Origin of the sequence: Stenotrophomonas forensis, from assembly GCF_028752115.1 — a bacterium.
Taxonomy (GTDB): Bacteria; Pseudomonadota; Gammaproteobacteria; order Xanthomonadales; family Xanthomonadaceae; genus Stenotrophomonas; species Stenotrophomonas forensis.
The window spans coordinates 413,170-425,402 of sequence record NZ_CP082270.1; the positions used below are offsets into that span (position 1 = coordinate 413,170).

Genomic DNA, 12,233 nt, shown 5'->3' on the forward strand with positions numbered 1-12,233 from the left:
AGTGAAGAAGGAACACCTATTCGGCGATGCGTGCGATAGCTTGGTGCGGGCGGTGTCAAGTGCGTCTGTTCAGGCCAGAAATGAGGCGCAGCTTCGACACGAGGTCGAAGTCGCGCTTCGTGCCGCGTGCGCAGCTATAGGTATTCCATGGACACCGTTCCAGATGGAGCGAGCGCTGAAGCGCAAGGGTGAATCTACCAAGTTCATAGATGTCGCGCACGGAGGAGTTCTCATTGAGTACGAACCTCCACGTTGCTTCGCCGGCATGCTCAACGCTAAGGCTAGGCACGCAAGAAGGCAGGTTGAAGAGTATTCGAGCCTGATTGCCTCTGAAGAGGGGCGCCCCATTGGCGACTACCTTCTAGTGGCATGGGATGGTGCTTCGATTACGTTTGGTCGTCATGACCGTGAACGTGGTGACTGCAACTGGGAAGCGGTAGTTCCATTCGATCTGAACTCGGCGCGTTACTTGCTGCTGGCAATGAAGTCAAGCAGCAAGCCGCTGGTTCATCCTAAGCTGTTGCAATCATTGATCGGTCCTGATTCTGCATCAGGAACTCAGCTAATTCCTGCCCTCTACTCGAGAGTCTGCAGTAGTACAAGCGATGGTGCCAGCAGAACCCATATGCTTTTTAAAGAGTGGGGGCGCTTATTTGCCCAAGTGGTAGGGTTCCAGCCGGATGGAATGAAGAAGCTTCTTCGACGGCAGGAACTCTCCCACGGTCAGCCCTATGACTCAAATCCGACGGCATATCTATTTGCGCTGAATACATACGTTGCGATCGTCGCAAAGGTGGTGGTTGCCTGTGCGTTGCCACGCGCCACACAGGACGTACTAGATGGCTCCGTTCCTGTCAGGACGCGGCTCTCTGCTGTTGAGAATGGAGGACTCTATGAGGGCTCTGGAATTCTCAACATGCTAGACGGGGACTTCTTCTCTTGGTACTTGGATGAAAGTGGTTGGAGCCTGTTCGAGGACGGTCTTGCGATCCTGCTCGGAAAGTTGTCGGGAATTGACTTTGAAGTGGTGAAAAAGGACCCGGCCACCACGCGCGATCTGTTTAAAGGAATCTACGAGCAGTTTATCCCTAGGGAAATTCGCCATGCGTTGGGCGAGTTCTACACCCCGGATTGGCTTGCAGAGATGACCCTCGCGATGACTGACTGGACCGTTGAAGACTCGGTGACAGACCCGGCATGCGGTTCAGGTACATTCTTACTTGAAGCGCTACGTCGACGCCTACTCGATGGTCGATTTTCTAACGCTAAGACCCTCTTGGAGGGTATCAATGGCGTCGATTTGAATCCCCTGGCGGTACTGACGGCAAAGGCATCGTTGGCGGTATTCGTCGCGCCCTACCTCAATCCAAGCGAGCCCGTGCGGCTTCCTGTCTATCTGGCCGATAGTATCAATCCGGCAAGGCCCGATGATGGATTGTTTCCATCATATCGTTACTCTCTCAGTACCGAGCTTGGCTTTGTCAATTTTGCCGTACCACTGCAGTTGATAAAGAACGACGCGTTCTTTCCGGTCTTCAGAAGAATTCGGGATCTCATCGAGCAAGATCGATCAGTCGATTACATTGCTGGCGATATCGAGAAGATTATTGATCGCCACGGGCTTGATCCTTCTTTGATGCTCACGTTGAAAGGGGCGATCACTTCTTTTGTAGGACTCCATGAGCAAGGGTGGAACGGAATCTGGTGCTCGATTGTTGCGGATCGGTTCGCGGCGGGCGCGGTGGAACCCGCATCCTATGTGTGTGGGAATCCACCGTGGATCAAGTGGAGCAATCTGCCACGTGAGTACACCAAGCGAATCCAGCCTCTCTGCAAAGAACTCGGTGTCTTCAGTAATGCCAAGTGGGTGGGTGGTATTGAAGGTGATGTTTCGACGGTAGTCGCGTTCCAGGCCATTCGTACTTACCTAGCGGCCGGCGGTCAGATGTGTCTGCTTATGCCTGGGTCCGTCTTTGAGACTCCCTCAAGTGCCGGTTTCCGCCAGCTGCGCGTGGGAACTGAAGGGACGCAATGCGCGTTCGAACGCGTTGATGATTTCGACAAAATTGCGCCATTCGATGGTGTAAGTAACATGCCTCGAGCTGTCCTCATAAGAAAGACAGAGCGTACCAGCTATCCGGTTCCGTACAATCGATGGGTTACTAGGGGCACGACCGCTAGTGTTGCTCGCATCGCTAGATGTGCCGATGAATTCACTGCGATCGCCGATGTGGAGCGCCTTTCTGCTTGGCCTGTCCCAGGTGGATGGGATAGGCCATGGATCGTCGGCCGCAGTGATGAGATGGATACGCTGAATGCCGTTTTTGGACAGCCAAATCCCAGGTACCAGGCAAGGAAAGGGGTGACGGCCGACCGAAACGGAATCTTCTGGGTGAAGCAGTCTGGGCCCGAAAAAGATGGCCTGCTAACCATCACAAACGAGGCGGATGTTGGGAAGACCAAAGGTATCCCGAAGATCACTTCGCTTGTCGAAGCCAATCATGTCTTTCCTCTACTGAGAGGACGTGGAGTTTCTAGATTCAAGGCTACTCCAGACCCAGAGCTCCGCTACCTCGTCCCTCAACGAACCATGCATGGAGATCCAGACCTTCATGAGCACAGTCCTCTTGCCTATGCATTCTTGCGGAATTTTCGGGATCAGCTCTCTGCGCGCTCTAGCTTGAAGAGGTTTCAAAAGGGGCAGGCGTATTACTCTCTGTGGACCGTTGGCGACTACACATTCTCACCTTACAAAGTGCTCTGGCGAGAGATTGGCGGAAGTGGATTTGAAGTGTCGTATATCGGAAGCTCAAAGATTGGCGATCGGGATGTGGTGGTTATTCCCGACCACAAGCTCTACTTCATTCCCGTTGAGACGGAGGACGAGGCCGCGTTCGTTACAGGCTTCCTTGGATCACGCGCGGTGTCACGCTCTGTGGCTTCGTACGGTGCGACACTTAGTTTTGGGGTGAGTGTTAGCGACTACATCCACATTCCGACGTACGACCAGCGAGTTGAGTTGATGAGACGGATAGCGGAGGAAGTGATGGCTGTATCTTCTGGCGGCGCAGAGGTGACGGAGGATATGATGAATCGAATAGATGATTATGTGGTCAAGCTCATTTCTCAGTAATTAACCTGCAACGCTGCGGCCTCGCTATGGACGTCCTGAGGAACGGTCGACCGGTGTTTGCCTTGTTCATACAGACCACTGGCGTCAGGTGAGGTGCGTTCTTGGTTGTGTTGCACTTTCCACGATGCGGTGCACGAGGCCGTGCCCACTGACGTGGAGCGGGCAACCTAATGCATAGTCCTTTCCCGCTTGCTGCAAACTCAGCAGTAGATGCCTGAGTGAGTCTGTAGCTCCATGTATGCTTTGGGTGGGAGATTGATGAGCGCTTTATCTATCAGGACTATCACTAACACAATGGTGTTTCTCCGCGACCTAATTGGAATTCGTACAGGTTCAGAAGCGAACAAAAAATCGTAGCGGAGATTACAGCCCATTTTCTGGTGCTTGAGGTTCAAATCTAGGCCTAATTCTGCCCCTGAACCCGCTCAGTAGCCATCACAGTCAACGCCACGCACGCCATCTTCAACCCCTCCATCACCCGGTCCCCAACGTACTCCTCGTCGGTGCCGTCCTGTCGCGTGCGCTCCGCCGCCAGCATCAGCTCCGCCACCACGCGCAGGCCACCCAGCGCGCAATCCGCATCAGCCATCTGCATACTGCGCCCGAGGCTCAGATTGCGCTCGGGCCAGGGCTGCCCATCGGCAGCGGCGCCCGCTCCAATGCGATGCAGCGTGGCGACAAATCCAAGCGGATAGGCGGAGGGGTCTTTCTCGTGATCGGCGTTGGCCGGATCGCGGCGGGTGTTCACACCGGGTAGTTTCGTTGCGCTCATGGCAATGCTCCGTACAGGACAGACAGCAGGGCCACCGATAAAGGTGGCGGACGGTGCGGGCTCGAAAACCGGTATGTACCAGACCGGCGGGTCCGAAGACCCCCACGCACCGCCCGCCATGGAACGCGAACGGATTGCCAGCCGACGCCACACAAAAGGTGACGCCGGCTGGCAAAGCGCATACAGCTGGTACAGAAACGGGTTTTCGAGTCCCGCGCCACCCTTTTTCGGTGGCACACCAAGAGATACCCGCGCAGCTGCCAAATGCCAAGAAACTCCAGAACCGGCGACTGCCAGTCCTGACGCTTTCGGCATTGTCGCACACGGTGTTAAGCCATCAAGCTATTGCGCCGCAATGGTCTTGAAGGGCTTGGCGTTTTTGACCCCAAGCACAGAAATGCCTGCAGCGAGGGCCGCGATGTAGGGCCAGTTGCGACAGGCTGGATCAGCGGTTCAGGCCGCGGGCGACTCGGACTCGGGCGTAAAGATCAAACGCACCCGAACCCGCGCATGCTTCGCGACGCCCTCAATCACGACCGGATCGAAGCGCCACTCATCCACCGCATCAAGCGCCGCACGATCAAACTCCCGCCGCCCGCTGGACCGCGCCACCATCACGTTGGACACGTGGCCCAGCTCATCCAGCTGAGCCACCAACAGCACCTCCAAGGGAAACTGCGGCAAGCTATCGGCGGCCGTGATCGGTGGCGTTGAATACACCACCGCAGGCGCCTGCTGCAGCTTGAAGGTTGGGTTGTCCCCCGCCCCTACAAACACCTCCGTGGAAATACGTTGGTTTGTATCCATGGCCATGGCAGGCATAGCGCCCAGCAGCATCAGAACCAGGGTCAGTGCCAGGGCGGCGTTCAAACGGGGCATACGTGGTTTCCATTCCGGTGCGGCAACAGCATAGCGCCCATTGCCTGGTATCAGCGGCCGTTGAATGGCGGCGCCGCTCGCTGCTGCACGGCTCACACTGGCGTGTCCAGCCGGGATGACGGCGCCCCCAGGCCGGTGTTCCCAAGTTGATTCGCTTTCCAGCCATGATCGAGGAGTCTGGCTGGCAGGCCGCTGTCATCAACACCGCCGCGCCTCAAGGAAAATTGCAGTGGCACTTCATGGGAATCAGGTCTAAAGATGGGCCTCCCCAAGATGGATATCAACGATCCTGGCTTGCTGGCCATTACTGATCCAACGTCATAGGAACACTTGCATGATCTTTCTTCGCCGCCTCGCCCTGCATCGCTTCGTAAAGATCCATCCTCCATCACGACAGGTTTCGCCTGCTCCCGGTGAGCTTGTTTCCGCCTATGAGGGTGTTCTTCCTGACAGCGTTCTCGATCTGTGGCGCCGAAAAGGTCTCGGATTCTATGGCGACCATCAACTCGCCCTGATCGATCCCCGGCCATGGCAATCCGTGCTCGATCAGTGGATCGTCTCGCCACCCGACACCGTACGGCGTGTTCCTATCGCGCTGACGCCCTTCGGCACACTTCTCTACTACCGAAAACTGACGGAAACTGACGAGGACGTGGCCTATATCGATCCCGTGTCAAAGAAGACGGGTGACCTGGCGTGGAGTCTCGATGACTTCTTCAACACGTTCCTTTGCGAGCGAGAAGCACTCGAATCGCTCATTCCAACGGTCTTGGTTCGGTCCGCAAGAGAAGAGTGCGGAGCACTTGCCCCCGGCGAGGTCTACGAAGTCGATCAGATGCTTTTCTCCATGCAGATGCTACGGATTACGAAAGTCGATGCACTCGGCATGCATCGCCGTCTTCTCGACGCCGTTGATCCGCCCACGCCAACGGCCGAAAAGCCGACGACAGCAGCCAACGCGCTGCCGGTCGAACATCGCTCCATGTTCGAGAACATTGCAACAGGGCCGGGACTCGCCGGCCTGTATCTGTCTTCCTACATCGACTGGCATCGGCTGCTGGCGCTGCAATCGAGCGGCCACTACCGTTTGCTGTTCTGGCGCATTCATCACAAGACCTTCGAGCGCACTGAGATACGCGCTTACAGCGGTTCCTACGAGATCTCCGTCAACGCCGCAGGGGATGACATCGTCGCGCTCGACGTCACCCTGCGGGACGATTCGTTAGGCAGTGACGCGAACGATGAAGAACTGGTGGTGATGCATGCAGAGGAAGCGACCTTCCTGCTGCGCACCGAAGCGTTGGAGGACATGGCAACTGCCATCCGCGGTCGTGACGTAATGGGGCGGAGTGAACACTATTTCCGCCGCATTACGTTGGAAGACCCCTTCGTGGAAGAGCCTGGCGATGGCCGCGCAGCACCATCATTCACGAACCTGCCACATGCGCTACAAGAACTGATCCATGTTGACCATCTCCTTGCGACCATTACCCATGTAGGCGATCCAGATCTCGACGAAGAGTATGAATGCGAAGGCACGGTCATGTGCACGCTTGATCTGGGCGAGGACGACGGGTTGCGCATGAACATGCCGCTCTATTCGCCTGAAAATGCCAGTCGCCAACTCCACGGATGGGTTTGGGATATGGCACCGCGTGCCTGCAAGGCGGGCATCGGGTATCGGCGCGGAGCAGACGGTGTCATTGAACACGGGCCTGTGGTCGGGGACGTGTTGACTACCCGTGCTCCGGACTTCTAGGCGGGCGGCAGGGCCGTGAGTTCCAAGCGGCAACCTTACCGGCCTGGAACGCCCCCTCGTTGGCACCACACGGCCGCGGATGGGCGTTTTGCAGGGGTGACGCGAGCGCACAGTACCGGAGACCACCCCCGCTCGCTGTCTCCTGTTAACATTCCCCCCGCAACCCAGCCAGCCCACCCGCGCAAACCGCGCCGGAGCGGGCCGTCGCAGTACGGCCCAGCGAGCCAGGACACCCTCCCGTGCCCTTTCAAGGATGCTCGCATGTTCCGTCATTCCGCTCTCCGCTCGGCCGCCCTGGCCCTTGCCGTCTCGCTCTGCCTTGGCGTGCCGTCCGCGTTCGCCGATAACGCCCCCGCCGCCAGCGCCAGCACCGCCGTGCAGCGCCAGGCCGTGGCCAAGGGCCTGTACGAACTGGCCTACAGCCCGAAACAGAACGCCGTGTTCGTGGCCTCGTCCGGTGGCTTCGGCGATGACGCCGGCCCGGCCCAGGTGCTGCGCCTGAACCCCGCCACGCTGGCCGTGGAAACCCGCATCCCACTGGAACGCAAGGCGTTCGGCGTGGTGCTGGATGACGCCCACAACCGCCTGTACGTGGGCAACACCGTGGACCTGTCGGTGACCGTGGTGGACACCGCGCAGAACAAGGCCATCGGCACCATCCAGCTGATGGAGAAGAAGACCGGCAAGGACGGCAAGGCCGCCTACACCCACGACCTGCGCGAGCTGGTGGTGGACAGCGCGGGCAACCGCCTGTACGTGACCGGCCACAGCAGCCAGCCGGACGTGAGCAGCGTGCTGTTCGTGATCGATACCACCACGCTGAAGGTGATCAACACCATCGACGGCCTGGGCAACGCCAAGGCGCCGGGTCTGGCGCTGGATGCGGCCAACAAGCGCGTCTACACCAGCAACCTGCTGGCCGACCTGGTGGTGGTGGGCACCGATTCGAACAAGGTGGTGGCGCAACACAAGATTGCCGCCGAGCAGCCGATGAACATCGCGCTGGACCCGGCCGGCAAGCGCCTGTTCGTGACCGACCAGGGCTCGGAATTCCTGCGTGGCTACCAGGCCAAGAGCAGCGGCCTGGTCAGCAAGCACCCGGGCCAGCGCGTGCTGGTGCTTGACCGCAGCACCGGCAAGGAACTTGCCAGCATCCCGACCGATGCCGGTCCGCTGGGCATCCTGCTGGATGCACCGCGCAAGCGCCTGTACGTGACCAACCGCGAAGCCGGTACGGTGACGGCGTACAACAGTGACAGCTATCAGAAGGTGGCCACCTACAAGGTGCCGACCCACCCGAACAGCCTGGCGCTGGATGCGAAGAACAACGTGTTGTTCGTGAGCATCAAGAACGGCGAGAAGGACGACAAGGGCGCTGACGAGAGCGTGGCGCGGATTCAGTTGTAATTGCTGCTCGGGAAGGTCGCTGGAGAGACATGCTCGCTCCAGTGGCCTTTCCCTTGACTATGCAGCAAAGTAGAGCTCGCTTCTCTGCGTAACAAGAAGAATGATCGATATTCGCTGTTGGGTTGAAAAATTCAAGAGCCTGAGCACCGAGGTAAAGCTGTACTTGGTGGGCTTGGTGCCGATGACCGTGTGGTTCTTGGTCTTGCTTCTCACCAAGAACACTGGCTGGTCTACTGGGATTCTCGCCTTGTCATGCTCGTGCATGGCGCTAGGCGTCATTGCCCGACTCACGCCTCTTTTCCAAAGAGCACGACGTCATCCCGCAGTTCGACGCGCGGCTATCCTGTTTCACCTGGGAGTACTGCTGCTTGTTGCCATCATTGCTCGCAATGTAATGACAGCTGCAACAGGTCTTCCAGGGCAGGACTTCGCACTGGCAAGCAGCGCGCTTGTATTGCCGCTCTATCCATTTGTATGGGTGTGGCTTGTGGCCTTTGCTGCTGGCATCGCTGCGATTGGCTTACAGATATATTTCCTGTTGGCGATGTTCGCGCAGGCCATTATTTCCGCTCCTGCTCCCTGGGAAGACCAGAGGCGCACAGACTCCCTTAAGCGGATGGCAGCGCTTGGGGCTGCGCGATTCGTTGGAATGCTGACCTTGTTCCTGGTACTGAATGGTGCGCTTCAGTACGCTGAATCCTGGCAGTTTGAGGTCAAGCGCTTTGCAAGATGGGTCGCGTACGTCGGTGACTACCAGGCCGCCAGTCGCTATCCAGGAATTCCTGAAAATGAGCGATTCTTGATGCATGCCAACGGCGTGTACTCCATAGCTCGCCGTGTGCCCGGAGGTGACGTATCAATAGATGTTCACTACTGGGAGGGCCCGGGTACGGAACCCAAGAATCAAAAATCCTCCGGCGTGGCCAGCCCAGCACCAGCCATTGGCGTACCGAAGGTGGATGCTGCGCCCGAGACTCTTCGAAAATCAACTCGATGACTTTCCCATCCACCGAACCACAGCCGAGCGTAGGCTCGGCTCTACATGACGCCGTGCCCCTCAATCCGCCGGCCGATGGTCATAGCTGATCACCCGCTCCACCTGCCACTGCCCATCCACCTGCCGCCAGACCTGGACGAAACGCGCCTGGCCGGTCCAACGCTCCACACCCTTCGCATCGCGCTCGTGGAAGCGGTGGTCACCGATCTCCAGCGCCCGCTCGTCGTGCAGCGGGAACACCTGCAGCGAACTTTCCACCAGCTCACGGCGCAGATGGGTGTGGTTGGCGCGGTTGCTTTCGCACAGGGCGGCCACGCTGCGCCGGAAGTCGTCGCGGTTGCTGGCGGACTTGCCGGCCTTGTCATGGAAGAACTCCATGTCTTCGGTGGTCATCGACGCAGCCTTGTCGGCGTCGCAGGCGTCGAACGCGGCGGCGAACAGCTGCGTATCGGCCTGGCGGATCTGTTCGCGCAGGGTGTCCGGCGCGGTCGGGGTGGCGGCAAGGCCGGCGGCCAGCAGGGGCAGGGTGAGCAGCAGCATGGCGAATCTCCCGGAAGTGGTCCGCGCAGGCTGGCACGCCCCACCGCACCCTGCCGCCGTGCTGCGACGAAACCGGCGCTGGACGCGATGAAACTGGTATCTGGCGGGGCGGGCGTCCCTTCAGCCTGTGCACGCCGTGTCACAGCGCGCCGCGATTCCCTCACGGGCGGCATAGGGGCGGGGTTCTAGCCTGCAACTCTTCCCTTCCACAGGAGCCCCCATGCCTGCCTCCCGCATCCGCCTGCACGTTGAAGACACCGGCGGCGACGGCCGCCCGGTCATCCTGATCCACGGCTGGCCGTTGTCGGCCGACGCCTGGAAGACGCAGGTGTCGATCCTGCGCGATGCCCAGTACCGGGTGATCAGTTATGACCGACGCGGTTTCGGGCGTTCCGAGAAGCCCGCCGACGGCTACGACTACGACACGTTGGCGGCGGACCTAGCCGCGCTGATTGAAGAACGCGATCTGCGCGATGTCACGCTGGTCGGCTTCTCGATGGGCGGTGGTGAGGTGGCGCGCTATGTGGCCAACCATGGTGAGGATCGCTTGCACAGCGTGGTGTTCGCCGCCGCTGTGCCGCCGTACCTGCTCAAAGGTGACGACAACCCGGACGGGCCGTTGACCCAGAACAAGGCCGATGAGATGCGTAGCGGCCTGGAGAAGGACCGCGAGAGCTTCTTCGATGGCTTCACCCGCGACTTCTTCAGCGCCGATGGCAAGTTGATGGTGACTGAGGAGCAGCGCCAGGCAGCGATCGCGCTGTGCCACCAGTCCGATCAGACGGCCGCGTTGGGCTGCATGCAGTCCTTCGCCACCACCGACTTCCGCGACGACCTGAAGAAAATCACCGTGCCGACCTTGATCCTGCACGGCGACAGCGATGCGATCGTGCCGTTCGAAGGTTCGGGCCAGCGCACGCACCAGGCGATAGCGGGCAGCGAGGTGGTGATCCTGGAAGGCGCGCCGCATGGCTGCAACACCAGCCATGCCGATCACTTCAATCTGGCGCTGCTGAACTTCCTGAAGAAGTAAGCTGGCGCCATGCGCAAGACCGAAACCCCGCCGTGGAAGAAGCCCAACCCCATGGGCCAGAAATCCCAGCCGCTGTCGCCTGCCCAGAAGGAGGCGGCGCGGCAGCGGGCGGAGGAGAATGGTCGCCCGTACCCGAATCTGGTCGACAACATGTGGGCGGCCAAACTGCCGCGCGAGGTGTAAGCCTGGCAGCCGAGCGCGGGCTCGGCTCTACGGGTCGCTCAGCGGTTCCCAGCCAGCGTCCATCCAGGGCGCTACCCGCGTCTGGCGCACCGAAACCGCGCCGGCCGGCAGGCCAGCCCGCTGTGCCAGCTCGGCCTGCAATGCCACCGCATCCACAGCGATGGGCAGGGCCACCTGCAATCGATCGTCAAGGTGGCGGATCTGCACCGGAAGCCGTGCGCGCGCTTCATGGTCGCCGCCGAAGCGGCCGATCGGATAGCGCATCGTCACCGGGCGCGCCAGCGGCGCCAGCGAGGGCCGCCATCGCTGCAGCACCACGGCCTGTGCCGCCACCGGAACGCGGACTTCAGCCAGCGTGACCGGGTAGCTACGCACGCTCTCGACCATCACCTGGAAGCGTGCGCCGTCGGGCATGACCACCACTGTGGCGGCCAGCGCAGCGATCGCCACCATCACGCCCAGCAGATGCCAGCTGCGCGGTGCGCTGGCGGGGCGGGTTGCGGTGCGCAGGCTTGGCCGGCGACGCAGTGCACGTGCGTACAGGCGTCGGTCCTTCTTGCGCGGGCTGCTGCTGTGCGCAGGCAGGTTCAGCGGAACCGGCGGCAGGCGGGCAACGCGTGCATTGATCAGGCGCGACACTCCCCACGCCGCCAGTGCGAATGCCAGCAGTGGCAGCAGTGTTCGCACCACCAGGTACAACATCACCATCCTGTGCACGTCCTCACATATGCATCCACTTCAATCGACATCCTACCGATAGGCGCCAGCTGTTGTCGTATCTGCCAGCCGACAGCGGTGGTGCGGCTGGATAGCATGGCGCGTTGTTGTCATGGATGAATCGATGCGCTCTGCTGTTTCCCGCCTCGGCCGCCTGTTCGGGCCGGGGGTGATGGTGTTTCTGTTGCAGCTGGTGGCGCTGCTGTCGCTGGGCCTGGGGGCCAGCTGCTTCCACTCCCGCGTGGATCTGCTGCTGGTGCCGGTGGCGGATGGCTGCGGTGGTCCCGATCCGGTGGCACGCCTGCGCGTGGCCGAGCAACTGCTGGCGCGCGCCGAGGCGCTGGATGATTGGCAACCGCTGCGCTGGATTCCGCTGGTGGGCACGCTGCTGGCGCTTCTCGGCGCGGCAACGGTCTGTGCGCTGCGTGCCATGCCCCAACAGTACCGCCTGGGCAGGCTGCGGCGGGGGCTGGTGGCGCTGCATGTGGGCGTGCTGGCGCTGGCAGGGTGGACGCTGCACCTGTACGAGGATGCGTGGAGCAGCGTGGCGAGGCTGTCGCCGGCGGCCTGCCTGGTGGACCTGACCGAGCAGGGCCGGATGCCGTTGGCACAGGCCCAGCAGGTGGTGCTGCACGTGCTCACCCGCGAGTACGCCCCGTTGCAGCGCAACCCGGATGATCTGGCGATGATGGCGGTATCGCTGCTGGTGACCGCGATGGTGGCCAGTATCGTGCTGTGGCGTGCGGTGGCCAAGGGTATGCGAACGCCTACCTGATCGCGTTACAGTCCACGCATTGCCCCGACAAGGAAGTG

General features: G+C 60.5%; 11 protein-coding genes. 7 read left to right on the plus strand and 4 right to left on the minus strand.

The features are described 5' to 3' along the window. The first annotated feature begins 1 nt into the window (after position 1). Positions 2-3,133 (plus strand): N-6 DNA methylase, encoded by a 3,132-nt coding sequence (locus tag K5L94_RS01920; RefSeq protein WP_274511900.1) that lies wholly within the window; start codon positions 2-4, stop codon positions 3,131-3,133. 403 nt (positions 3,134-3,536) lie between these two features. Here the strand turns inward: K5L94_RS01920 and K5L94_RS01925 are convergent, their stop codons facing one another. Both K5L94_RS01925 and K5L94_RS01930 read right to left on the minus strand, forming a co-directional pair. Beyond that, positions 3,537-3,905, minus strand: coding sequence for a hypothetical protein (locus K5L94_RS01925; RefSeq protein WP_274511901.1), 369 nt, complete (start codon positions 3,903-3,905; stop codon positions 3,537-3,539). Between the two features lie 453 nt (positions 3,906-4,358). Beyond that, positions 4,359-4,784, minus strand: a complete 426-nt coding sequence (locus K5L94_RS01930) for an energy transducer TonB family protein (protein WP_274511902.1) — start codon at positions 4,782-4,784, stop codon at positions 4,359-4,361. Positions 4,785-5,118: 334 nt separating this feature from the next. On the opposite strand from K5L94_RS01930, the gene K5L94_RS01935 reads away from it, so the two are divergent. The 3 genes from K5L94_RS01935 (at position 5,119) to K5L94_RS01945 (ending at position 8,947) form a co-directional block, all read left to right on the plus strand. Then, positions 5,119-6,543: a GAD-like domain-containing protein gene (locus K5L94_RS01935; RefSeq protein WP_274511903.1), complete on the plus strand. Its 1,425-nt coding sequence runs from the start codon at positions 5,119-5,121 to the stop codon at positions 6,541-6,543. A gap of 261 nt (positions 6,544-6,804) precedes the next feature. Further along, on the plus strand, positions 6,805-7,950 hold the full coding sequence (locus K5L94_RS01940) for a YncE family protein (RefSeq protein WP_274511904.1): 1,146 nt from the start codon (positions 6,805-6,807) through the stop codon (positions 7,948-7,950). Positions 7,951-8,050: 100 nt separating this feature from the next. Further along, positions 8,051-8,947 carry a hypothetical protein gene (locus K5L94_RS01945; RefSeq protein WP_274511905.1) on the plus strand — a complete coding sequence of 299 codons (897 nt, stop codon included), beginning with the start codon at positions 8,051-8,053 and terminating at the stop codon, positions 8,945-8,947. A gap of 60 nt (positions 8,948-9,007) precedes the next feature. Here the strand turns inward: K5L94_RS01945 and K5L94_RS01950 are convergent, their stop codons facing one another. Then, positions 9,008-9,487: a DUF4440 domain-containing protein gene (locus tag K5L94_RS01950; RefSeq protein WP_274511906.1), complete on the minus strand. Its 480-nt coding sequence runs from the start codon at positions 9,485-9,487 to the stop codon at positions 9,008-9,010. Between the two features lie 220 nt (positions 9,488-9,707). Here K5L94_RS01950 and K5L94_RS01955 point away from each other — a divergent pair, with 220 nt between their 5' ends. Further along, entirely contained in the window at positions 9,708-10,520 is an 813-nt protein-coding gene (locus K5L94_RS01955; protein ID WP_274511907.1) for an alpha/beta fold hydrolase, read from the plus strand. 9 nt (positions 10,521-10,529) lie between these two features. Then, positions 10,530-10,703: a hypothetical protein gene (locus K5L94_RS01960; protein WP_274511908.1), complete on the plus strand. Its 174-nt coding sequence runs from the start codon at positions 10,530-10,532 to the stop codon at positions 10,701-10,703. Positions 10,704-10,730: 27 nt separating this feature from the next. On the opposite strand, the gene K5L94_RS01965 is transcribed toward K5L94_RS01960, so the two are convergent. Beyond that, positions 10,731-11,411 (minus strand): hypothetical protein, encoded by a 681-nt coding sequence (locus K5L94_RS01965; RefSeq protein WP_274511909.1) that lies wholly within the window; start codon positions 11,409-11,411, stop codon positions 10,731-10,733. A gap of 133 nt (positions 11,412-11,544) precedes the next feature. On the opposite strand from K5L94_RS01965, the gene K5L94_RS01970 reads away from it, so the two are divergent. Next, positions 11,545-12,195 (plus strand): hypothetical protein, encoded by a 651-nt coding sequence (locus tag K5L94_RS01970; RefSeq protein ID WP_274511910.1) that lies wholly within the window; start codon positions 11,545-11,547, stop codon positions 12,193-12,195. Positions 12,196-12,233 lie beyond the last annotated feature (38 nt).

Bases quoted from the DNA above. Each gene is read 5' to 3' on its own strand.
- K5L94_RS01935 (WP_274511903.1), top strand. From the start codon at position 5,119: ATGATCTTTCTTCGCCGCCTCGCCCTGCATCGCTTCGTAAAGATCCAT.
- K5L94_RS01930 (WP_274511902.1), bottom strand. From the start codon at position 4,784: ATGCCCCGTTTGAACGCCGCCCTGGCACTGACCCTGGTTCTGATGCTG.
- K5L94_RS01940 (WP_274511904.1), top strand. From the start codon at position 6,805: ATGTTCCGTCATTCCGCTCTCCGCTCGGCCGCCCTGGCCCTTGCCGTC.
- K5L94_RS01945 (WP_274511905.1), top strand. From the start codon at position 8,051: ATGATCGATATTCGCTGTTGGGTTGAAAAATTCAAGAGCCTGAGCACC.
- K5L94_RS01960 (WP_274511908.1), top strand. From the start codon at position 10,530: ATGCGCAAGACCGAAACCCCGCCGTGGAAGAAGCCCAACCCCATGGGC.
- K5L94_RS01925 (WP_274511901.1), bottom strand. From the start codon at position 3,905: ATGAGCGCAACGAAACTACCCGGTGTGAACACCCGCCGCGATCCGGCC.
- K5L94_RS01970 (WP_274511910.1), top strand. From the start codon at position 11,545: ATGCGCTCTGCTGTTTCCCGCCTCGGCCGCCTGTTCGGGCCGGGGGTG.
- K5L94_RS01965 (WP_274511909.1), bottom strand. From the start codon at position 11,411: ATGGTGATGTTGTACCTGGTGGTGCGAACACTGCTGCCACTGCTGGCA.
- K5L94_RS01955 (WP_274511907.1), top strand. From the start codon at position 9,708: ATGCCTGCCTCCCGCATCCGCCTGCACGTTGAAGACACCGGCGGCGAC.
- K5L94_RS01950 (WP_274511906.1), bottom strand. From the start codon at position 9,487: ATGCTGCTGCTCACCCTGCCCCTGCTGGCCGCCGGCCTTGCCGCCACC.